We start from the raw sequence: 24,513 nt of genomic DNA, 5'->3' as shown, positions 1-24,513 counted from the left end.
CTTGTTTGAAACAATTCTGATTCAGCTTGGCGCTTTCTCTGTTAACGTCTCCATATCGGCAGCACAGTTGTTTCTGGCTCTGCTGATAATTTTTTCGGCGGTGAAACTTTATAAAACTAAAGATTTCTCACCCATAACATCATGGCATACAAAATTTTTCATCCTGATGGTCATAACAGAGACAATTTCGGCATTTGCCGGAACAAATATTCAGAAATCACTAAGCGAAGTGCCTTCCATATGGACATACATGTATCTGTACTCCTGCCTTATACTCTTTAACGGTGCAAACCTTAACAGAGTGCTTTACGCTTTTTTTGCCGGAAGCATACTGAATGCCATATCCGGCGTTTATGACGTATTCGCGGCTGGCTTCGACCGTGCAATAGGCTTTTATACCCACGCGCTTACATACGGCAATGCGGCGGCGGTGGTTTTCATCTGTGCGCTCGGACTTCTGATATTCGTTAAAACTCAGCCTCCGAAACTGCGTATTCTCACCGCAGCGGCGGTCTTAATGTCCGGTTTTGCCCTGCTTCTCTCCGTCAGCAGAGGTCCCATGCTGTATGCCTCTGCCACGGCTGCGCTGATGTTCATCTATCAGTATAAGATGAAAGCGGCTGCAGCGGTGACCTGCATCGCAATGATCATCGCAGTGATTATATATTTTGACGATCCACTGCGTGAAAGAATATTTACCGACAGGGGCGGGAAAGACACGGCTTCCTCCGTGGGCACCCGCATGGTTCTCTGGGAAACAGCCATCAAAGCCATAGCCGAACGTCCTGTCCTTGGTTTCGGCAAGGGCAACTTCACCCAGTATGTCAAAGATAACGTAAAGGTACCACTTTCAAGCACGGCACATGCCCATAACTCATACCTGCACTACACATTCAACAACGGACTCCTCGGACTTGTGTTTCTGCTTGGTTTCCTTATCAGTCTTTTCCGCTTTATCCACAGGCGCTCAAAAGAATATCCTCCTGCAAAGGCTGCTCTTTTCGTTTTCATCGTATTCCTCATGGAGGGGCTAACCGAAAACAATTTCGGCGACTCAGAGGTGGTCATGCTCACAATGCTTCTGATAGCCGTGCTAACAGCCCCCGCCGCACTTTATAAAAACCTTTGACAAACTCCTTTTTTCCGTATAACCTGTCAGAACTTATCCAGAGTAGCGGAGGGAAAGGGCCCTGTGAAGCTACAGCAGCCGGTCGGCAATATAATCCGATGTCTGGTGCTAATTCCTGCCGATGAAGGAAAGATAAGCCTATATGTATAACAAGCATAAGCCTCTTTCCCATACGGGAACAGAGGCTTTTTTTGATATCCGGAGGAAATATGAGCAAGCAGAGATTTGAAACCATTGCAATCCACGGCGGGTACAGACCCGATGAAAAAACCGGGGCGACACAGGTTCCCATATACTATTCAAACGCCTACCAGTTTAAAGATGCACAGCACGCAGCAGACCTCTTCGACCTGAACGTCGGCGGGCACATATATACCCGTCTTTCAAACCCGACAGTTGAAGTTCTTGAAAACCGTATTGCAATGCTTGAAGGCGGTTCAGCCGCCGTTGCAACGTCCGCCGGACAGTTCGCAACATATATGGTGATAACAACTCTCGCCGAAAACGGTGACAACATAGTGGCTTCCGCAAAACTCTACGGAGGAACCTACAATCTTTTTACACAGACATTCAAGAAACTCGGCATAGAAATCCGTCTTGTGGATCAGGATGATGTGAATGCTTTCGATGCGGCCGTTGACGAGAACACCAAAGGCATCTACATCGAATCCGTCAGCAACCCCGGCAGTGATATCCCCGACATTGAAAAAATAGCCGAAGTTGCGCAGAAACACAGAGTACCCCTAATAGTGGACAACACATACACGACGCCCTATCTTTTCAGACCGCTGGAGCACGGCGCCAACATCGTTCTGCACTCGATGACAAAGTTCATCGGCGGGCACGGCGCGGCAATGGGCGGCATAGCCGTTGACGGCGGAAACTTCGACTGGTTCGCCAGCGGCAGATTCCCTTCGTTCACTGAACCCGACCCAAGCTACCACGGCGCTGTTTATGCGGAAAAATTCGGCAATATGGCGCTCGCCGTAAAAATGCGCGCACAGATACTGCGCGACGTGGGCGGATGCCTCTCCCCTATGAACGCGTTCATGATAATGAACGGGCTTGAAACGCTTCACCTGCGTATGCCCCGCCACTGCGAAAATGCAAAAAGGCTGGCGGGCTGGCTCCTCAGCAACGATAAGGTGGCATGGGTAAACTACCCCGACCTGCCCGACAACAGGAACTATCAGGCTGTTAAAAAATATCTGCCAAAAGGCTCCGGCGCAATGATGTCCTTCGGACTGAAAGGCGGGCTGGAAGCCGGCAGAAACTTCATTGAGAACGTGAAGATAGCCATCCACGCAACAAACCTCGGCGATGCCAGAACCATCGTTACGCACCCGGCGAGCACAACACACCGTCAGCTCTCCACAGAGCAGAGAAAGAGAGGCGGTATTCCGGACGAGCTTATCCGCGTTGCTGTGGGCATCGAGAATATTGACGACATAATCGAGGATTTCGAACAGGCTATGAAGGCGGTTAAATGACGAACAACGGTTCTGTCGGGATTGTAAAGACCCGATACGTTACATTTAAAGACGATTTCTTTTTCGAAAGCGGCAGGGTCGTTTCGTCTGTCACTGTCGCCTATGAAACATACGGAAAGCTGAACGAGGCGAAGGACAATGCCATCCTCGTCTGCCACGCGCTCACAGGTTCCGCCCATGCGGCGGGCTTTAACCGTGCGGACGAACAGCGCCCCGGATGGTGGGATTCCATGATAGGTCCCGGCAAGGCGTTTGACACGGATAAATATTTCGTCATCTGCTCAAACTTCCTGGGCTCCTGCTTCGGCACCACAGGTCCCAGTTCCATAGACCCGTCCACGGGAAAACGCTACGCACTGCGCTTTCCCGTCGTAACAGTGCGCGATATGGTGCGCCTGCAGAAAAGGCTCACCGACCATCTCGGCATAGAAAAACTGCTCTGCGTGGCGGGCGGCTCCATGGGCGGGATGCAGGCTCTGGAGTGGGGTGCAACCTATCCGGACAGCGTTAAAAGCATAATACCTATAGCAACAGGCGCATATATTATCCCCATGTCCATTGCATTTAACGCTATTGCGAAATTCGCCATTATGAAAGACCCCCGCTGGAACGGCGGAGACTACTACGACAGCGAGATACCCGTTGACGGGCTTGCCATAGCAAGGATGGCGGGACATATAACCTATCTGTCCGACCCGGCGTTCCACAACAAGTTCGGCAGACGATATGCCAACTTTGAGGGTATTTACGACTTCAAAGGCATGTTTGAGGTGGAGAACTATCTGCGATACAACGGATATAAGTTCACAGAGACATTCGACGCGAATACATACCTTTACGTGCTTAAAACAATGGACATCTTCGATCTGTCATACGGCAGGGGCAACCTTGAAGAAGCGCTGTCGCTTATAAAAGCTAAATCTCTTTTTATGACATTCACTTCCGATTTCCTCTTCCCCTCATATCAGACAGAAGAGATAGTCGGAATACTTAAAAAACAGGGCAAAGAGACTCACTGGGAGAACATCACATCCGACTACGGACACGACGCGTTTCTCCTTGAGTTCGAGGTGCAGACAGACCTGATAAAAGATTTTCTCGGCAGAGTATGATATGAGTTTCGATTCCAGCGCCGCAAATTACCTGAACAGCAGCGACCACCGCACAGGTTCCGATCTGGAGTTTCTGGCGGAAAGATTTGCAGAGGTAAGGTTCGGGAGGATGCTGGATGTCGCCTGCGCAGCGGGACACTTCGCAAACGCCGTACCTGCGGACATAAAGATAGTCACCGACCTGAGCCTGAACATGCTGAAAAAAGCGGACGAGGCTTTCGGGCTTTCCCTTGGCGCCGTTTCCGCAGCAGAGTTTCTGCCGTTTCAGAATGATTCGTTCAATTTTGTCGGATGCCGCATTGCCATGCACCATTTCCGCAATCCGTGCATGTTCATGGGCGAGGTTTTCCGCATCATGAAACAGGACGGTATCTTTGTGCTGATAGATTCCGTAGTTGACGCAGACGACGGACACCTGAACCGCATCGAGCTTCTGCGGGACGAAACCCACAAAAAAAGCCACACGGTGGAAAATATAATTGCCATGGCAGAGTGCGAAAGGCTGGAGGCGAAAGAGGCTGTCATACTGCACAAGCGGCACGATTTTTCAGAATGGGCAAACAGACTTAACCCGTCGACGGAACTTTTCGCCGAAATAGAAAAAGCATTCTTTGACCTGCCTGCGGAATATAAACAGAGATACCGCGTTGAAACAGAGAACGGGCGCATAAAGGCATATACAGACAAAAAAGGCTTATTTATTTTCCAAAAACCTTGACTTCACCGCCGCGGGTGTTTACTGTAGCGGTTCCTACTGGTAAGATATATATAATGAAACGTTTTAAGTTTAAAAAATTGACACTGCCTGTAATCGGCAGATGGTTCATACTCGGTTCCATTGTGGGTATTGTGGCGGGTCTCGCCTCCATAGCCCTCTTTTTTATGATTCAGGTCTGCGAATACTATTTCCTTGATGTTGCTGTCGGCTGGCCCGTGGGCGAAACATCCGGCGAACCTTCACTTTTCGGTCACTCAGGGAAAGAGTTCAACAGGTGGCTTCTGCTCATCGTTCCCGCCCTCGGCGGTCTGGTGAGCGGATACATCGTCTACAGATTCGCGCCGGAAGCGCAGGGCGCAGGCACAAACACCGCCATTGAAGCAATCCATCAGAAAAAAGGCAACATCCGCTGGCAGGTGCCTATAGTCAAAATCTTTACCAGCGCAATAACCATCGGTACCGGCGGTTCAGGCGGTCGGGAGGGTCCGATCTCCCACATAGGCGCGGGCTTCGCGTCCTTTCTCGGCAATCTGCTGAGTCTCACCGACAGGGAGAAGAGAATACTTACAGCCGCAGGAATGGGCGCAGGCGTCGGGGCTATCTTCCGTTCGCCGCTGGCAGGTGCAATATTCGCAGCAGAAGTGCTCTATTCGTCCTCCGATATGGAATATGAAGCGCTTTTACCCTCTGCCATAACATCCATAATCGCATATTCTGTTTTTTGCAGCGTTTTCGGCTGGGAGCCACTGTTTGCAGCCCATGACTTTACGTTCCGAAACCCTGCGGAACTGATAGGCTATACCATTCTCGGTTTCGCGTGTGCGGTTTTCGGCTGGTTCTTTGTCACGGTATATAAAAAATCTGCCGAAACTTTTAAAAAAATACCCGTTAAACCATATATTAAGCCAATGATAGGCGGGTTTCTTACAGGCTGCGTTGCAATTATCATCCCGGAAGTTCTGTCAGGCGGCTATGCCCAGATAGACCACGCGATGTCAAATAATCTCGGACTGCTTTTCCTTGTCCTTTTTATCTTCGCAAAAATATTTGCTACCGCTTTCACCATCGGTTCCGGCGGTTCCGCAGGTTCTTTCGGTCCCTCAATGGTAATCGGTGCCTGCGTCGGCGGCATGGTCGGCGTGAGTCTCAATGAATTGCTCCCCATAATCGCACCGGAGCCTGGTGCATTCGCCGTTGTCGGCATGGCGGGATTTTTCAGCGGGATTGCGAACACTCCTCTGTCCTCCATAATCATGGTGAGCGAAATGACCGGAAATTATCATCTTCTGGTTCCATCCATGTGGGTGACGACGCTTTCATTCCTGCTTCTGCGCAAAACCAACCTTTATTACAATCAGGTGCCCCAGCGCAGCGACTCGCCCGCACACAAAGGAGAGTTCTTTCTTCAGGTTCTTCAGGATATTAAAGTCAAAAACATTATGCGTCCCGACCCGATAACGATTCCTGAAACCATGAAGTTCAGCGACGTGGTTCATTTAATATCAAAAACAAAGCACAACAACTTCCCCGTTCTTAAAGAGGATGGTTCGTTTGTCGGCGTTCTGCTTTTTGAGGAACTCCGCGAATTTGTTTTCGACGAAGGTCTTGAAGATATCGTCGTTGCTGGTGAGGTCTGCGAAAAAGACCTCCCATACGTTTATCCTGACACTACACTTGCCGATGCAATCGACAGCATCGGTTTCAAAAATGTTGAACTGCTTGCGGTTCTCGATCCCGAAAACAGCCAGAAACTTCTGGGGATAATCACCCGCAGAGATATAATCACGACATATAACAAAATGATACGCCGCAGACAGCTTGCGGAGCGGGAGAAGGATGATTTCTGATTAGATATACATAAAATGACTTCCTGCCGCCCGCATAAAACAACAGAAAAATTTCCTCTTCTTTTTTCTAAAGTAATGGCTTATTATGCCGATACGATAAAAGCACGGATGCGTAATTTTATACAGGGATGTTCCGTCAGGTGCGTCCATGTCCAGAGTTATAGGCGGTTCCGCCTCAAATGAAGCATACACTCGTATGCTGGAAGAACAGAGACAGAAAAACACCGAAAAAATGTATCAGCAATATCACCACAGTGAACGTATTCGTTCGTATAATGACGATGCGACATATCGCCAGTCGGTACGCACGGACACTATGGAAAGTCAGCATCAGGACAGCTCAAGGAAAGAACGCAGATTCGGACATCCGGGCTACAATCTTGATGTGTATGCATAATTCTGCATACAACACAATATAATTGTACATAAATCCGCTCTGTGATATGATTACGGCGGAGATACAATGTACAGATATTTTCTGATATTCATTATTTCAACCGCGCTTTTTCTGTCCGGATGCAGTACCGATTCCGGCAAAACAACTGTCGGTTTTATAAACACTCTTACCGGAAGATACTCCGACATGGGGCAGGATTCCATGAAGGGGGTACTTCTGGCTCTTTCCGACTCCGGACTGGAAGACAAAATTTCCCTTGATATTCAAGATGATACAGGCACGCCGCAGGGCGGAGCATCTGCACTCTCCCGTCTTTCTGACAAGGGAGTGAAATATATAATAGGTCCGGGACTGAGCAACGTAGCCAAATCCACGGTTCCTCTCCTTAAAAGCCGCGGTATGTATATGTTCAGCCCGACTGTCAGCACCTCCGAGCTCGCCGGCATCAATGATAATTTTGTCAGAATAATCCCGTACAACAGCAAAGATCAGGCAATGCGCATAACGGGCTACATCGTTCGGGAACTTGGCGTTAAAGAGACCGTTATCATCTATGACACCAGAAACAGTTCATATTCAACGGATATTGTTCGCAACATCACCGCGTCGTTCATGATGCGCGGGTGCAGCGTGCGGGACATCCGCGCTTTCAATCCGGAATCAGGCGAAAGTATGCAGAAACTCATTGAAGAGGACAAAGCAAACCCGCCAGATATGTATTACATAGTTGGCTCTCCTCTGGACACTGCGCTTATAATCTGGCAGATACGCAAAGCCGGATATGCTTCAAAGATAGCCATCCGGGCATGGGCAGCGGGCAACGAATTTATGAAATTCGGCGGGGATGCAGTTAACGGAGTATACCTTTTCGATTTTTACATAGATAAATATTCTGAATCATACAAAGAGTTCAGTAAAAAATATAAGGCAATGTTCAATGAAGAACCGTCGTGGATGAGTGTCCACGGGTACGAATCGGGCTATATACTTTTTAATGCGCTGGGCAGTATAAAAAGCGGAACACCCTTCTGTGAAGCTGTCAGGGAGAGCGCAAAGACAATAACTCTGCTCAAAGGACTTACGCTGGATAATTACTGCGATGCGAGCCTCCCTCTCAGCGCCTTTATAATCAGAAACGGAAAAGTCGAACGTATCGGGAGTGCCGAATGAAAAAGAACCCCGCCCTGAGCAGAATGTTCGTGGTCTCCTTTCTTCTTTTCCTCATGCTCCCGCTGGCTGCGGTGCTGACAGTATTCCTCCTAAGTTCCTACGATTCGCAGGATGAAAACGTTAAGAACAGGCTTAATATCGTCGCCTCCTCACTGAACGACAGGATAAACGACAGACTGGACAACCCTTACAGATTCCTTGAGACAATCGCTGAAGTGACGGAAAAATACGGACAGAAGAACGAGCATCTGGACACGATGCTCTCTTCCGGCATAAAGAGCTTTAAGATATTTGAAGCAATATATGTCCTTGACGATAAAGCAAGAATATCGCTTTTTGACTCTTCTTACTACAAAAGTTACGACCGTGACGACTTTATAGGCATCCCTCTGCCGGATATCTCTTATAAAACCGGAATGGAGAATAAGTGGAGCAGAGCCGTAACGTCGCCGCTTTCAAACAATATGGTGGTAAGGGCGGTTGTGGAGTTTGACGGAGGGTACGTTGTCGGCGACATCAGTACCGGATTCATAAGCGAACTTCTTTCAGAGGCTGTACAGGACAGCAGCACAGTTATAACTCTGGCCGCCGCAGACGGAACAATCATTGCGTCGTCTGTAAAAAACATGGCGGGCAGCCTTTCAAAACATCCGCTTATGTCGCTCGCCGGCAGCTATGAACCTGTTGTGCTTAACTATCATTTCGGAAAAGAGGAACGTGTCGGAACCATAAAAACAGTCCGCACACCCGGCTGGTTCCTCCTTTACGAACAGTCCGCGTCCTCCGCTTACGTCTATTTCACACAGATACTGCTTATGAACGTCGGTTCCGCCGTTGTTCTTGTGGGCTTCTCTATTTTTGTCCTGTTCTTCATCAGGGCAAAAGTGATCGTTCCCATGCGTCTTCTGACAGAACGCAGCGAAATGATAGCCCAGGGAACCTTCCTTGAGTTCAAGGACTCTGAGAAGGGAGTTTTCAAAGAGCTTAGAACCCTTTACGACAGCTTTGAAAAGATGATGATAACCATTGACCGCCGGGAAAAGGAACTGCGGGACAAAGAGGAATATCTGCGTTCCGTCTTCGATTCGACAACAACCACAGGTATTCTCATAATTTCCACTGACTCGGAACCCATCATAATGGATGCAAACGTCGGCGCACAGATAATCTTCGGATACAAGCTGTCGGAACTGCTCGGTCTGCCGCCCGCAGGACTTATAAAGGCGTTAGGCGACGAACTTTCAGACATGTGTATGGAGAGCCGCAGAACCGACGCAATGGTCACAAAGCAGCTTGAAATGGTCAAAAAGAACGGCATGGTCTTCCCCGTTCTCTGCTCCGTATATCCTCTTTTCGGTTCCAACGGGAACATAATGGGTTTCATTTGCGTATGTATCGACATAACAGAGATAACCCGCGTGCAGAACGAGCTTGAAAGTGAAAAAGAACGGCTGGACGTTACACTCAGGAGTATCGGCGAGGGTGTCGTCGCCGCAGACAGGTTCGGTCGCATAACCCTTGTAAACAGCAGTGCGGAAAATATTCTTGGGCAGAAATACAGGTTTATCCTCGGTCACAACATAAACGAGGTAATCCAGGTTTACGACTATGAGACCGGAAAATCTCTTACAGAAAAGATAACCGATCTGTCACCGAAATCAAACCGTACCTACCGCGCAAACATGGTTACAAAAGATGCAGGTGTTATCACCGTTTTCATAACCTCCTCCGCAATGACGAACAACAAGGGCGAGATAATCGGTTCCGTCTACGTTTTCAGGGATATCACCGACCGTATGAAGATGGAACAGGAGCTTATCAACCGGAAGAAAATGCTTGAGGACGTGAACAGGAGTCTTGAAAAGAGGGTACAGATTGAGACCGAAAAGCGAAGAAAGAATGAGCAGATGCTTTTCGAACAGGCAAAATTTGCAGCCATGGGACAGATGATAAGCGCTATCGCCCACCAGTGGAGACAGCCGCTTAATGCTCTTGCCCTCTATGTGCAGGATATAGAGGATGCCCACGAAATGGGCGAGGTTGACAGACAGTATCTCATGAACTTCGCGTCCAACGCAATGCGCCTCATAGACCATATGTCAGCGACTATAGACGATTTCAGGAACTTCTTCCATTCCGCAAACTCAACTGAAAAAGTTGACGTTGCCGCAGTAATCCTTGAATCTCTGTCTCTGGTCACAACTCAGTTCCGCAGCCAGATGATAAATTACAAAGTAATAATCAGAGATAATGAAAGCGAAGTTATCTTCGAAAACAAGATACCTGAAGACTATAAACCCATAAACGACATAGAGCTCACTATCTTCCCAAGCGAGTTGAAACAGGTGCTGCTTAACATATACCAGAATGCCAAAGACGCCATCATCGACTACAGAAAGAACACGGGTGAAAAGATTGGCAACATAATAACCACAGTAGTGTATAAAACCGACAGGCTGAAAATAGATATCGAAAACGACGGGGGCAATATCCCAGAAGAAACACTCGGGCGGATATTCGACCCTTATTTCACAACAAAGCCGGAAGGAGAAGGCACCGGAATCGGTCTTTATATGTCAAAAATCATTATTGAAGACCACATGGACGGACTGCTTGTGGCGCAAAACACCGGATACGGCGCGCTGTTCTCCATCACGCTGACATATGACAATTGACAATACCTCAGCTTGTGTTATCTCAATATTTGTGATAACTTCATAACATACGGATAAGAAAGGCAGATTATGGGACTGATCTATATTGATGATTTAAGACCCGGTATGAAGCTGGAACATGATCTGATTTGTCCTAACGGTCGTTTCTTGCTCAGCTCAGGTTCCATACTGGAAGAAAAACATATCAGGATCGCCCGCTCGTGGGGGATCACCGAGGCTCATGTCGTCGGCATGGACAGGGAAACGCTGAATCTGGAAGCACAGGCAGGATTCAGTCCCGAAACCATGGCGTCTGTGGACGCGTATATGGAACAGCTTTACCGTTTCGCAGATCTGACAGTTCCCGCCATGGGAGAAATTCACCGGATAAATAAGCTGATACTCTGCAACAGAGTCGAAAATAAAGGGGCGGACGCACTCCCGAAAGCACCCGCCGTAACAGAGGCGAGACTCCCGAAAGGATTCACCAAAGGTTCAGTGACAGCCGATTCAATGGTGGAAAAAGAGGTCGGTCTGGCTTCGTTCCCCGACGTATATTATAAAATAAAAGACGTTCTTTCAAACCCGACAAGCTCCGCTTCGCACATGGCGGACGTGGTTGAAAAGGACACCAGCCTTTCCGCAAAACTTCTTAAAATAGTTAACAGCGCTTTTTACAGCTTTCCTTCAAGAATAGATTCCATCCGCCGCGCAATCACCATTATCGGCACGAAGGAACTGGGCACACTCGCCGTGGGCATCTCCGCCATCGAGGCTTTTAAAGGCATTCCCACGGAGTTCACCAACATGCGCAAATTCTGGAGACACTCAATAGCGTGCGGCGTTTTTGCCAGACTTCTGGGAGTCCATATAGACGATGTTTCCACGGAGAGACTGTTTGTTTCCGGTCTGATGCACGACATAGGCAGACTGGTTATTTTTCGTGCTCTGCCGGAGGAATCGGCATATACCCTTTTCATGTCATGCAAACTTCAAAAGCCGCTGGCGGATATAGAATACGAAGTGCTTGGATTCGACCATGCGGACGTTGGCGGGGCACTTCTTGAGAAATGGAAGTTCCCGACCCAGCTTGTCAAAAACGTTCGGTTTCACCACAGCGTAAAAAACATTCATATAGAATCATCAATTATTGCTGCCGCCGACTGCATGGCGGTGGCATTCGGCTCCCCGGTAACCAGTTCATTCATAATTCCCTCCATCTCGAAAGAGGTCTGGGACGCACTGGGGATATCCACATCCGTCATAGCGAATGTGGTCACGCAGTCTGAACGGCAGATAGATGAAATTGAAGACGCGTTCTTCGGGTGATATATGACAGAAAAAGATCATATGGACTTTATAGAAGCCAAAGCCGAACACCTGCAGAACGAAAAGAACAACACAATGAAGGTGCTCGAAGCCATCTGCTCCGTGCGCAATCTTAATACCAGCCTCAATAAGCTGGATACCCACGATATCATCCTTGAAAACGCTTTCAACAAACTTCTGGCACTGGTCAGACTGAAAAACGGCGGATTTTTTCTTGTTGACGAGCTTTCAGGCAATTTCTCACCTACAAAATTCTTTCCGCAGGAGGACAGAGAGCTTCTTCTTACGGAAACCGACAAACTGATAATCGACGGAACCTTTGCCATGGCTGTCAAAACCGGCAAAACCACCGTAATAAAAAGTAAATCCCTGAAATCACATATTCTTCTGCATGTTATGTCTACAGTATCCCGCACAAGGGGACTATTCATCGGTCAGTTGAGCACTGCGAAAGAGGACATACCCGACGCCGTGTTCTATCTCATAACTATTCTTATGAATGAAACAGCCCACCAGCTTGAAAGTTTCGAACTGTACAACCGCAACAAAGAAACAAACAGAATGCTCACAGAAAGCGTTAAAAAGCTGGAAGATTCACAGCAGCAGCTTAAAAACTTCAACGAAAAGCTGGAGGCGGAAGTCTATAACCGCACGAAAGAGCTTAAAGCAACCAACGACCTTCTGGAGAATGAAGTAAGTGAACGCAAGAAAATAGAAAAACTGCTTATGCAGCAGAAAGAGGCTCTTCAGGAGCTTAACGAAACCCTTGAAAACCGTGTTGCAATAGAAACCGAAAACCGCAGGAAAAGCGAACGGATTCTCCATGAGCAGAGCAAACTCGCCGCTATGGGACAAATGATGAAAGCCATTTCCCACCAATGGAGACAGCCGCTCAACGCCCTCGGTATGATAATTCAGGATATGCTGGACGAACACGACGAAAAAGGGATATCGAGAGACTATCTCAACGACAGTGTAAACAAATGCCTGAAACTGGTCATGCACATGTCGTCCACCATAGATGATTTCAGTTCTCTCGTCCGCAGCGACACCGACAAGGACACCTTCAGCCTTGTACCCGCCATACACGAGGTGATTTCTCTTGTGGAGGTACAGTACAACAGACTCGGTATATTTCTTGAACCGGAGATTTCCGACCAGTTCGCACAAAGCACAGGACAGCCGCGTATCATGGTACACGGCGACAGCGGCATGTTCAAACAAATAATCATGAACCTGCTGGCGAACTCGAAAGACGCCATTCTGCCGCGGCTTGAAAACGGAAAATCCGAAAAAGGACTTATAAAAATATCTCTGGACTGCGACGAAACATCCGCCATTGTAAACATTGAAGACAACGGCGGGGGCATACCGGAAGATATAATAGACAGAGTTTTCGAACCCTATTTCACCACAAAAAAACACGACAAAGGCACCGGAATAGGGCTTTATATCTCACGGCTGGTCGTGCAGGAACATATGCGCGGCGAAATAAGCGCCGGAAACAGCATGAACGGCGCAGTAATAACCTTAAAGATCCCGCTTTCCTCCTGAGAAAGGAGTGCTTTATGCCCGATAAACTAAAGCTGGCGGTCATTTCAGAAAACCCCGACGGGCTTCTGTACGGGAAAGCCGTGCAGTTCAGCCTTTTTTCGCCGGATGATCCCGGTTCTCTTGATCCCGCTCTTTTCGATCTCATTTTAATAGATGCCCGTGACGGCAGAAAATATCTTTCCGCAAAAAGTTGCGCACAGCTTCACGGCGGCACCGCAGTTATGTTTGCCTCGGAGACTTTTACCGCGGCAAAGAAAACAGAGCTAGCCGGAAGCACGCCTGCCATTTTTGCCATAGCTCCAGTAATCTATTCCGAAATGCTGCCCCTGCGCGGAGCATCCGCAAAGAGACAGGCTGAAATGTTTGCCGGAATGAATGAAAAACGCAACAGATCACTCGCCGTTCTCGGACAGATGTATGAGGCGGAGTTCGAAGACATACTGGACTATGCTCTGGACAGCGCCGTTGAACAGACAGAAAGTACCGAAGGTTCCATAAGCATAATGGACAAAGAGGCAGGCGGTCTGCGCCTTGTGGTTTCTCTCACGGAAAACGGAAAAGCCGTTTACCCTCTTCAGCAGTCGGTATTCATCAGAACCGGAGACATACATGGACTGGAAGCAGTCCTTTCAGACAATGAACCCTATATCGGCTCGGACGGCAAAAACACCATGATAGTTCCCCTCATGGCGCAGGGAGGTGTAAGCCTTATCCTTTGCCTCAGCGGTAAAAAGACAACCTACACAGTAACCGAATCCATAGGTCTTGTGCACTTCATGGAGGGCGTCTGGAGGCTTAAAGAGCGTAAAGACGCGGAAGAGGAGATAAACCGTCTTAATGCCGAACTGGAAAAAAAAGTCGAGGAAAGGACATCACAGCTTCGCACCAGCGAAAACCGTTTCCGTGCGGCATTCGAATCGTCGGCAAACGGTATGGCGATCATCTCGCTCACCGGGGAACTGATACAGGTGAACCGTGCAATGGCGGCTATGCTTGGCTACACACAGCAGGAGATGAACGGCAGACCTTTCACCGACTTTCTCCACGCTGACTATGCAGAAACCGCTATGTCGCTGATGAACGACCTTATAAAAGGCAAAATAAGTCACTATTCTGTAGTTAAAAAATATATCCATAAAAACGGAGGATTGATTATAGTCTCCGTAAGCGCCGCTCTGGCACACGACGAGAACGAAGTCCCGCTTTATCTCATAGCCCAGCTTGTGGACATCACCGAAGCCGAAAGGACGAAGGCGGAACGGGACAGGATTTTCGAACACAGCCGCGACATTATCTGCATCGCGGACTTTTCCGGTCACTTCCGCTATGTCAACCGCGCCTTTGAAGACCTCATAGGCATCCCCGCAGAGCGTATCACGGGCAGAAAGTTTCTCGACGTTTTCTCGCGGGACGAAGCAGGCAGAGCGTCCAGCTTCATAAGCAGACTGGCGGGTGGCGCAGATATCACCGATTATGAAAGCAGACACGTCTCCGCAGGAAAAGAGCCGGTGTGGCTGTCATGGTACGCCACCGCCGACAGAGACAACATGCTCATTTATGCCATAGCACGAAACATTACAGACAGAAAAAAATACGAGGACGCCCTTAAACAGTCGAAAGAAAAGGCTGAAAAAGCCGACATGGCAAAAAGTGAGTTCCTTGCCAATATGAGTCACGAGATACGTACACCTCTTAACGCTGTCATAGGTTTCAGCGAACTGCTGGAGGCACGCGTTAAAGACGTTAAGGCTAAATCTTACATCAAATCAATCAAAACCAGCGGGCGCGCCCTTCTGAACCTGATAAACGACATCCTTGACATATCTAAACTGGAAGCCCACGCCGCACGGATAAGCACTTCTCCCGCCAGCATAAGGCATCTCGTCGCTGACACCGTGAGCATCTTTTCCCTTAAATCCGTCACCAAAGGTGTGACCATCACCAGCAGCATAGACAGGCAGGTGCCCGAAGCACTCATGATAGACGCTCCGCGGATACGCCAGATACTGCTTAATCTTGTTGGCAACGCAGTTAAATTTACTGAAAAAGGCTTCGTCCGGGTAAACGTGACATGCACGCCTGTCAACGACGGCAGAACAAACCTTCGCATAGTGGTTTCCGATTCCGGCATCGGCATACCCGAAAGTGACTTCAAAACAATTTTCGAACCGTTCCGTCAGCGTGACGACCACAATATCAACAGATACGGCGGAACCGGACTGGGGCTTTCCATTTCCCTTAAACTGGCGCAGATGATGGGCGGAACAATCTCCGTCACCAGCGAGGTGGACATAGGGTCACAGTTTTTTGTTGACCTGCCGGACGTGCTCACCGCCGAAGCGGCTTTCTCTGAAAAAGGGTCTGCACCGGAAATCACTTTCAAGCCGGCAAGGGTTCTTATCGTGGATGACGACGAGATGAGCCGTAATATCCTGCGGGAGATGTACGAAAGATGCGGTATGACTGTCCTTGAGGCGCAGAACGGAAACGCTGCGGCACTGATAGCGGAGGAGATAGTTCCGGCTCTTGTCATTATGGACATCAGGATGCCCGACATGGACGGTTTTGAAACGGCAAAACGGCTTAGAGCCGATCCCGCTACCGCAAAAATACCTATAATAGCACTGACCGCCGCACATGATGAAACCAACAAAGAGGGTATGTTTAACGATTTTCTCATGAAACCGGCTGATTTTACGCATCTTATGCAGGTTTCCGCAAAATACCTGCCCGTTGAGGCGGGAAAATCTGTGAAGGAAAAACCGCTCCACGATATGGAATCAGTGGATGCTGTAGAAGAACTGCTTGTAAATAAAGATGAAACAAAGGATATTCTGGAACTTTTCAAAAAGAGTATAACCGTTATTGACCTCGGTTTTTCACAAAAAATAGCCGATATGCTCCTTTTTCAGGGGAAAAAACTGCAAAACAGAGATATAATTTCATTGTCTGAACATCTTAAAGCCTGTATAGATAATATGGAAATTGACAAAATCAAAAAACTGTTCCGGCAAATTCACGAAAGGACGAAAGACATCAGATGACCAACGAGACAGAATACAACAAAACCCTCATACTGATTGTGGACGATAATCAGCAGAACCTTAAAGTTCTTGGCAACATCCTGAGAGAGAACACAAAATACGGGCTTGCATTCGCCATGAACGGATTTGAAGCGCTGGATTTTATAAGTACAACAAAACCGGACATGGTGCTTCTGGACGTCATGATGCCGGATATGGACGGATACGAGGTTTGCAGACAGATAAAGAAAGACCCAAAAACCGCCAACATCCCAGTTATTTTCATCACAGCAAAGACAGAGGCTGAGGATGCCGTTTTGGGATTTGAAGCCGGCGGCGTAGACTATATCTCAAAACCATTTCATGAAACAGAACTTTTAATGCGCATCAGAACACATCTCGATCTGAAACTTTCCAGAGATATGCTTGAAGAGAAGAACAGGGAGCTTCAGGGTGCATACGAAACCATAGAAAAACTTGCGCTCACCGACTCGCTGACGGGACTCGCGAACCGCAGAAGCATTATGAACCAACTGGCCGTCGAGGTTTCCCGCTGCGACAGAAACGGCGGGTTTTTCTCGCTCATCATGTGCGACATCGATTTTTTCAAGAGAGTTAACGATACCTACGGGCACGACACCGGAGACTACGTTCTGAGAAACGTCGCGGATGTCATGCGTGCCAACCTGCGCCAGCAGGACATAGTGTCTCGCTGGGGCGGAGAGGAGTTTCTCATTATGCTGCCGTTGACAGAACTTGAAAAAGCGGTTTCCGTGGCGGAAAAGCTGCGCGAAGCGATAAAAAGCACCGAAATGTCGTTTGCAGGAGAAAATTTCAGAGTGACCATGACCTTCGGAGTGTCCGGCTACGACAAGGGAATGGGTATTGAGCACAGCATAAAAAAAGCTGACGACGCCCTCTACACAGGCAAACAGACAGGGCGAAACAAAGTCGTTATGGCGGAATAGCCTTGTTCAAATAACGAAAGTTCACTTCATAACAAAATCAAAACGTTTAATTATTCACCCACCACTATCTGTAGTGTGCAAATATATGTAAATTAATGTATATTGGAACATACTTAATAAATACACAAAATATTTTACAGATTAGCCTGACTTTTCTTTTAGCATACATAATTTTACTCAGGGCGAAATAATGCGTATTGAAAAAAAGCTGCTGCCTCAGAAAGACCTTATCCAGCCACACTATTTCCGCAACCTAACTGCGCTGTTTATAACAATATCGCTCATTTTCAGTTTAATGATTGTTGCAGCTATGTACTATTCTGAAAAAAGCAGAGACGAAAAGGTTGCAAAAGCAAATGCCGCAGCAAGTCTTCAGGCAAGACAACAGAAATATGAAAATTTTATCGCTTCAAAACTTTCACTTGTCAGAACCTTAGGTACAAACAGCAGGGTAAAAGACTTTCTGATTAATAAATCGAAAACAGAGCAGGACAATTTAAACTGTCTGTTTTCTGTGCTGGTGTCACAGGATCCAGATATCAACCAGCTCAGACTTATAGGTAAAGACGGTAACGAACTTATACGTGTCGATAAAGCAGACAGCAAATCTGAACCGTTCATCGTTGCAGAGAATGACATGCAGAATAAATCAGGCAGATACTATTTTACCGAGTCTGTAAGTAAAGCCGAAGGTTCTGTTTATATTTCAGACATCGACCTTAATATTGAGCACAACAAAATAGAGATACCCCATAAGCCCATGCTACGGATTGGTATTCCGGTTTTTATAAACGGAAAAGCGGAAGGCGTGGTAGTAATAAATTATTTTATGCAGACCTTTCTGGAAAATCTCACAAGATCAATCTCTTATAATATATACCTTTTAGATGGCGACAAGCGGGTGATTTTTTCAGGCGACGCTCAGGCTCACAACTGGTCAAATGTATTTCGAAAAAATGACAGATTTGACATTGAAAAATTTAACAACGTTATAAAGCTCAGCGACGGCAATATACTCGGCATAGTGATCAAAACTCATATAAGAACTGCGGGCGAGCTTCTCGGCAGCATCATAATTATTGCAATATCTGCAGTAATTCTTTCGCTTATTGCCGCATACATAATGTCCCGACTGCCTCTGAAACTCTTCAAGAAAATTGAACTTCAGCATAAAATCATAACTAATAACTCTATATCTGACTCAAAAAGTGAGATTTTAAGCTCAATTGCCCACAGATGGAGGCAGCCTCTTAATGAAATCGGTCTTATAATACAGATTCTTGACGAATTGAAAGAAGAAAAGAAAGAAACGGAGGAGGATGTTAAAGAACTGCATTCCCTCATTTTGAACAGAATACATTATCTTTCAAACATCATAGACATATTCGCCTTAGATAAAAAATTGTCAGTTAAAGAAGACTTTAAACTTGTCCACGAAACCAGAGAGACGATGAAGGACATGAAAGCCCTTCTGAACTCCAGCGGAATTTCTATTAATCTCAAATGCCAATGCGCCAACAAATATCACTTCTGCTCTTTAGAGGATTTCGGCGAATACTGCAACGAAGGAAAAGACATCATCTCAGGATATAAGGAAGATTTCAAACAGGTTATCTCAAGCATAATTTTAAATGCAAGGGATGCCATACTGGAAATGCAATCTGAAACCAAAAACATCATGATCGATATCACAACCGATGAAAAATGGTTCTTCATAGCTATATCCAACACAGGATCACAAATCAATGACGCATATATTGACAGGATATTCGAACCTTATTTTACAACGAAAGATGAAGGAAAGGGAACGGGACTGGGATTATACATGACAAAACGGATTATTGAACAACAATTCAACGGCTCCGTTACTGTCGCAAACAGACCAAACGGAGTTGTTTTCAGTATCGCTATGGCAAGAAAGCAAGGCGCATCAGTATAAAATCTCAATACCCGCTGATCATAACCTGTTTTTCAGGTATTCGCTAACCTCTCCGACAGTGGAAAACATCACATCCGCCTCTTCCGGCTTTGTGTCCGTATACTGACTGGCGACGATGATATTCAGCCCCACGCCTGCGGCTTTGCCCGCCTGCATATCCGAGACTTTATCCCCCACCATAACGGACTGCGAGGCATCGATGTCATACATTGTCATTGCCATCAAAAGCATACCCGGCTTGGGCTTGCGGCAGCCGCACTCCCCTGTGAAATCGGGATGGTGCGGACAGTAAAACATATCGGTTATCTCCACCCCGCGCGATTCAAACTGACTCCGCATCCACCTGTGGAGGTTCTCAACGTCCTCCTCGGTATAAAATCCTCTGTCCACCCCTGCCTGATTGGTGACCACAAATATTTTATATCCTTTGAAATTTGCATAAAGGCACAGATCGAAGATGCCATCGATGAACTCAACGTCTTCCGACTTGAAAAGGTACCCTTTATCAACATTGATTATGCCGTCCCTGTCCAGAAAAAGTCCTTTCGCCATACCATCTCCGAGTATTTTTTAATCAATATCAATGTAGCATAATTTTTCAATTTACACTATAATTGTATACAATTATGTCAGCAGTAATAACATTTGCAAACAAAAAAGGCGGAAGCGGAAAAACCTCTACGGTGGTTAACGTTGCGGGAGTTCTCGGAGGTCGCGGATACAGGGTACTCACAGTGGATCTTGACCCGCAGGCACACCTCTCTTTCTGGTCAGGCGTCAACACATACGATACTTATCTAAGCATCTATGACGCCTTGCTTGGCAAATGCAGCGGGAAAGACGCTCTTTTCCGCACTGAGCACGGGCTTTACGACGTTCTTCCCGCATCCACAGCCTTTTCATCTTCCTTCATAAAGCAGCTTCTGGACAAACCTAACCCCGAAGGTCAGCTTAAAAAAGTGCTGCTGGATTTTCAGAACGATTATGACTGCATACTCATAGACACCCCACCCACAGTGGCGGCACTGACGCTGAACGCGCTGGCGGCTGCGGAATCCGTTTTCATACCGATATTGCTGAACTTCCTCGCCATAGAGGGGCTTGCTCAGCTCACGCAGACCATATACCGAATAAACGCCGCTTTCAATCCGGACCTGCGCATGTGCGGCATTATCCCGAACCAGTACGACATCCGCAGCAACCACTCCAAGCGGGTCATGAAAGAGATTTACGAAAACTTCGGTGAAGCAATGATATCACCCCGAATACGCAACGATATCAGGGTTGCCGAGGCTCCCGAATACAGAATCCCCATAAATTTATTCGCTCCCCACAGCAGAGGGTGTATGGATTTCAATCTTTTAGCCGATTTTATACTGGAAAAAGTAACCGTCGCTAAAGGAGTGTCCAAATGAGCAGATATCCCGCCGGAATAGACTTCGGTACAACAAACTCCATGATAGCAATATTTAAGGAGAAGGGAACCATCGAGGTCATTTCATCCGACAGCGGAAAACGCTTTCTGCCGTCTGTGATATATTTCAAGAACGGCAAAGAAGCGGTTATGGGCGACAATGCCCGAAGTATGCAGATGCTGGAATCGGAAAACACTATAGCCAACGTAAAAAGATACATGGGCTCAGATAAAAAATTCTCCGTCTACGGGCAGGAATATACGGCGGTTGAACTTGCCACGCTCTTCTTTAAAAAGCTGAAAAATCTGCACAGGGACTATACGGGGGACGACACGTCGGAGGCTGTGATAACCGTTCCGGCTTATTTTGACCACCTCCAGAGAGAAGCTGTGAGAGCGGCGGCACAGGCGGCGGGTTTCGATGTTATCGCCCTGCTTAACGAACCCACTGCGGCTGCGATATATTACAACAACATAGGCAAAAAAGAGAACGAACTCTGCCTCGTTTTCGACCTTGGCGGCGGAACGCTTGACATAAGCCTTATTGAACTGAATAAAGACTGCCTGAAAGTGATAGCAAGCGGCGGCTCAACGCAGATTGGCGGTCTGGATTTCGATGTTGCCGTTGCGGACTACCTGAATGATGAATTCAGGAAAACACACGGAATAGACCTGAAAACCGACCCTATAGCATATCAGCAGCTTCTTTTTCAGGCGGAGAAGGCAAAGATGGAGCTTTCCAGCCTGAACGAAACCAACCTTGTAATACCCTACATAACAATCACCCCCAAAGGTCCTCTGCACTTCAAAATGGAGCTGAACAAGCAGCTTTTCGGAAAGATAACCGAACCCATAATTCAGGGCATACGAGAGATAACGGAAGGACTGCTGAGAGAAAACAATATAAAACCGGAAGACATAAGCCGTGTGCTGCCCGTCGGCGGCGCAAGCAGGATATGCAATGTGCGGGCTTTTGTTGAAACCATGTTCGGGGCATCCGTCAGCAAAGACCTGAACCCCGAAGAGGCTGTCGTGTGCGGCGCTGCAACCAATGCCGCAATGCGTCTCGGACTTCTCGGCGACAGGACTTTTTACGATGTCACCAGCCACAATATGGGGCTTGAAGACGACAACGGAATGTTTGAAATCATCATGCGCAAGAACGAGCCATATCCCGTATCCTTCACCCAGAGGTTCACGACAGCGAGTGACGACATAAGGGATATAACCGTGCACGTACTTCAGGACACAGCACATTCAAGCCTTAACGTTTCCGACAGCCCGGAAGACGATCCCGACTACTTCATTAGCCTTGCAAAATTCGATTTTACAGTGGAGAATAGCGGAGAAGAAACTCTTATTGATATATGCTTCATCATCGACGACAGCGGGATAGTAACCGTCACAGCCAGAGATGTTAATTCCGGCAGGGAAACCGATTTCACACTGAAAGCGTCATTCGATTCTGATAAGATTAGTGATATTATAATATATTAGGTTCATTTGGAGGTATACATTATGAAAAAGCTGGCGAAACCCACCAGCCTAACCGGAAGGACGGGTATTTTGAAAAAAGATGCAGAATCCGCAGCGGCGTCAAGGGAGGAATCCAAAAAGCAGGCTGTTGAAAAAGCTCGGGCAAGAACCCTGGCAAAGCAGCAGTCAAACGCTGAAAGACTAGCCACTGCATCCGAAGAGATGGCGTCTGCCATCGAACAGGCATCAAGCGCGGCAAACCAGCTTAACGCCTCCATGGAGCAGGTTACAATTGCCTCCGCACAGGCGAGCCGCAGCGCGGAAGGCATCAAAAATGATACGACCGCTCTTGAATCCGACGCAAAGAACGTTCTCGCCACAACCATAGAATATGAAACCTCCACGGCGGAACTCATCAAAAAGGTCAAATCCACAGTTACAGCGGCAAACGAACTGAAAGAATCTGTCAAGGACGCAACGGAAAAGGTTGAGGAATCCACCCAGCTTGTTGACCAGCTTAAAGAGAAGGCTGACTCCATAGGTCAGATAGTTCAGGTTGTAACAAAAATTGCAGACCAGACAAACCTTCTGGCACTCAACGCCGCAATCGAAGCCGCAAGAGCGGGCGAACACGGAAAAGGGTTCGCGGTTGTCGCCGACGAAGTGCGTACATTGGCGGAAGTTTCCGAAAAATCGGCAAAAAATATTAAAAACGTTATAGATCAGTCACTCACACAGGTTCAGCATGTTGTCAGCAAGGTTGACAGCTTCCTCATCCTCTCCAGAACCAACCTGTTCAAAGCGGATTTCATCTCCAAACATTGCGGATATGTCGGCAGCCATACGGATGAAATAGGCATCGAGGTCGGCAAGATAAAGAGCGGAGCGGTAGCCGTCAGCGAAGAATCCACCCGTTCAATGGATCTTGTGAACAGACTTGCATCCTCCGCTGAACAAAACGCAGCAGCGGCGGAAGAAGTGGGCAAATTCACCGAGGAACAGACCAAGGCTTTCACCGAACTTACCGTAGCGTCTCAGGAACTGGCGGAAATGGCGGACGACCTTAAACAGTCCACCGACATCGCAAAATCCTCAGAAGAGGTCGCAGCCGCAGCGGAAGAGCTTTCCTCCACAATAGAGGAATTGGACGCATCCGCAGATGAAGTTCTTAAAGCCATAGACCAGATGGACACCGGAACCTCAGAGATATTCACCGAGATAACAGGCATCACAAAAGAGTTCGACAAAATCAGCACACACATCAACAACGTGAAAAAGAGCTGGCTTGTGATGGCTGACCACGGAAAGCTGGTTGACAACGCACTGGATGAGATAAAAGCTCTCGACCACCTTGTCTTCCTCGACCAGCTCGAAGACGCAATGAACAATAATCACGAATTCCACGGACAGCTCGACCCCACAAAATGTGCATTCGGCGCGTGGTATCTCACATACAAACCCGACGCCGGCAAAGAGGAAAAAGCGTACGAGTGCATCCGCGAACCCCATAATCACGTCCACCTAGGCGCGGGCGAGATTGTCAACCTCATGAAAGAGGGTAAGATGCAGGATGCAAGACGCATCTACGACGAAAAGGTCAAACCGTCCGTCGGCGAGTTCAAAACCCAGTTTAAGGACTTCAAACACGGGATAGAGCTTATCATCAAAGGTTTCGTCGCATCCATAAACAACCTTAAAGACGTTCACGACGAAGTGACCGTTCTCAACAAATCGTTCGGCAACATCAAAAAAATCGTTGATACGATCAATAACGTTGCCATTCAGACAAACATGCTCGCAGTTAACGGCAATATCGAAGCAGCACGTTCCGGAGAATACGGAAGAGGATTTTCCGTCGTTGCCGCAGATATTCGTGCACTGGCAAACGAATCCGCAGACAATGCCGACAAGATGAAAGATATTCTGGACGAGATGTACGAACAGGTTATCAACTTCCAGAATGAGCTGGCAGAGATAACCTCCCTCATCCGCGTTCAGATTACGAAATCACAATACGCCGTTGACAACCTCGCAGAGGTCGGTCAGATACGCAAACACCTTGTGGAACTCTATAAAAAATGCTCAGACCACGTTGACGCAGCTGAAAACAAGGTTGAGCAGGTCAACGGAGCCTGTGAAGAGGGAAGAGAGGCTGCGGAAAACCTCAAAGCCCTTTCCGAAGAGGCGAAAAACGCAGCGGACGAGCAGGTTAAAGGTCTGCGCGAGATAGCGGCGGCGGCGGAAGAGGTCGCATCCCTAGCAGATGAAATGCAGACATTCTGATAATGCTCCT

General features: G+C 47.6%; 17 protein-coding genes and 1 riboswitch. Of the genes, 16 read left to right on the top strand and 1 reads right to left on the bottom strand.

Annotation, left to right across the window (positions count from 1 at the left end):
- Position 1 precedes the first annotated feature (1 nt).
- The 13 genes from Q7P67_RS01865 (at position 2) to Q7P67_RS01805 (ending at position 19,330) form a co-directional block, all read left to right on the top strand.
- On the top strand, positions 2 to 1,129 hold the full coding sequence (locus Q7P67_RS01865) for an O-antigen ligase (protein WP_303850143.1): 1,128 nt from the start codon (positions 2 to 4) through the stop codon (positions 1,127 to 1,129).
- Positions 1,130 to 1,159: 30 nt separating this feature from the next.
- Positions 1,160 to 1,268: riboswitch (SAM riboswitch) on the top strand.
- A gap of 70 nt (positions 1,269 to 1,338) precedes the next feature.
- Complete coding sequence (locus Q7P67_RS01860; RefSeq protein ID WP_303850141.1) at positions 1,339 to 2,619, top strand: O-acetylhomoserine aminocarboxypropyltransferase/cysteine synthase family protein; 1,281 nt, start codon at positions 1,339 to 1,341, stop codon at positions 2,617 to 2,619.
- Positions 2,616 to 3,731: a homoserine O-acetyltransferase gene (locus tag Q7P67_RS01855; protein ID WP_303850140.1), complete on the top strand. Its 1,116-nt coding sequence runs from the start codon at positions 2,616 to 2,618 to the stop codon at positions 3,729 to 3,731. The genes Q7P67_RS01860 and Q7P67_RS01855 overlap by 4 nt, the downstream gene beginning before the upstream one ends.
- A gap of 1 nt (position 3,732) precedes the next feature.
- Positions 3,733 to 4,449 (top strand): class I SAM-dependent methyltransferase, encoded by a 717-nt coding sequence (locus Q7P67_RS01850; RefSeq protein ID WP_303850138.1) that lies wholly within the window; start codon positions 3,733 to 3,735, stop codon positions 4,447 to 4,449.
- 53 nt (positions 4,450 to 4,502) lie between these two features.
- Entirely contained in the window at positions 4,503 to 6,296 is a 1,794-nt protein-coding gene (locus Q7P67_RS01845) for a chloride channel protein (protein ID WP_303850136.1), read from the top strand.
- Positions 6,297 to 6,444: 148 nt separating this feature from the next.
- The gene (locus tag Q7P67_RS01840) at positions 6,445 to 6,693 is read left to right on the top strand and encodes a hypothetical protein (protein WP_303850134.1); all 249 of its coding nucleotides are present in this window, start codon (positions 6,445 to 6,447) and stop codon (positions 6,691 to 6,693) included.
- 66 nt (positions 6,694 to 6,759) lie between these two features.
- Positions 6,760 to 7,863, top strand: a complete 1,104-nt coding sequence (locus tag Q7P67_RS01835) for an ABC transporter substrate-binding protein (RefSeq protein ID WP_303850132.1) — start codon at positions 6,760 to 6,762, stop codon at positions 7,861 to 7,863.
- Entirely contained in the window at positions 7,860 to 10,538 is a 2,679-nt protein-coding gene (locus Q7P67_RS01830; protein WP_303850130.1) for a PAS domain S-box protein, read from the top strand. The genes Q7P67_RS01835 and Q7P67_RS01830 overlap by 4 nt, the downstream gene beginning before the upstream one ends.
- 69 nt (positions 10,539 to 10,607) lie before the next feature.
- Positions 10,608 to 11,846 (top strand): HDOD domain-containing protein, encoded by a 1,239-nt coding sequence (locus tag Q7P67_RS01825; RefSeq protein ID WP_303850128.1) that lies wholly within the window; start codon positions 10,608 to 10,610, stop codon positions 11,844 to 11,846.
- Positions 11,847 to 11,849: 3 nt separating this feature from the next.
- Positions 11,850 to 13,400, top strand: coding sequence for a sensor histidine kinase (locus tag Q7P67_RS01820; protein ID WP_303850126.1), 1,551 nt, complete (start codon positions 11,850 to 11,852; stop codon positions 13,398 to 13,400).
- 14 nt (positions 13,401 to 13,414) lie between these two features.
- Complete coding sequence (locus Q7P67_RS01815) at positions 13,415 to 16,444, top strand: PAS domain S-box protein (RefSeq protein WP_303850124.1); 3,030 nt, start codon at positions 13,415 to 13,417, stop codon at positions 16,442 to 16,444.
- Complete coding sequence (locus tag Q7P67_RS01810) at positions 16,441 to 17,391, top strand: diguanylate cyclase (RefSeq protein WP_303850122.1); 951 nt, start codon at positions 16,441 to 16,443, stop codon at positions 17,389 to 17,391. Before Q7P67_RS01815 ends, Q7P67_RS01810 begins: the two co-directional genes overlap by 4 nt.
- Before the next feature lie 190 nt (positions 17,392 to 17,581).
- On the top strand, positions 17,582 to 19,330 hold the full coding sequence (locus Q7P67_RS01805) for a sensor histidine kinase (RefSeq protein ID WP_303850119.1): 1,749 nt from the start codon (positions 17,582 to 17,584) through the stop codon (positions 19,328 to 19,330).
- An 18-nt stretch (positions 19,331 to 19,348) separates the two neighbouring features.
- Here the strand turns inward: Q7P67_RS01805 and gmhB are convergent, their stop codons facing one another.
- Positions 19,349 to 19,882, bottom strand: coding sequence for a D-glycero-beta-D-manno-heptose 1,7-bisphosphate 7-phosphatase (gmhB, locus tag Q7P67_RS01800; protein WP_303850117.1), 534 nt, complete (start codon positions 19,880 to 19,882; stop codon positions 19,349 to 19,351).
- Between the two features lie 74 nt (positions 19,883 to 19,956).
- Here gmhB and Q7P67_RS01795 point away from each other — a divergent pair, with 74 nt between their 5' ends.
- From Q7P67_RS01795 to Q7P67_RS01785, 3 genes are read left to right on the top strand one after another with little or no spacing between them, the layout of a single operon-like run.
- A complete protein-coding gene (locus Q7P67_RS01795; protein WP_303850115.1) occupies positions 19,957 to 20,745 on the top strand; it encodes a ParA family protein in 789 nt (262 codons plus the stop codon).
- Entirely contained in the window at positions 20,742 to 22,241 is a 1,500-nt protein-coding gene (locus Q7P67_RS01790; protein ID WP_303850113.1) for an Hsp70 family protein, read from the top strand. The genes Q7P67_RS01795 and Q7P67_RS01790 overlap by 4 nt, the downstream gene beginning before the upstream one ends.
- 21 nt (positions 22,242 to 22,262) lie before the next feature.
- On the top strand, positions 22,263 to 24,503 hold the full coding sequence (locus tag Q7P67_RS01785; protein WP_303850111.1) for a methyl-accepting chemotaxis protein: 2,241 nt from the start codon (positions 22,263 to 22,265) through the stop codon (positions 24,501 to 24,503).
- Positions 24,504 to 24,513 lie beyond the last annotated feature (10 nt).

Source organism: Seleniivibrio woodruffii (assembly GCF_029267515.1).
Lineage (GTDB): Bacteria > Chrysiogenota > Deferribacteres > Deferribacterales > Geovibrionaceae > Seleniivibrio > Seleniivibrio woodruffii_A.
This window is presented reverse-complemented; position numbering and strand designations above follow the sequence as displayed.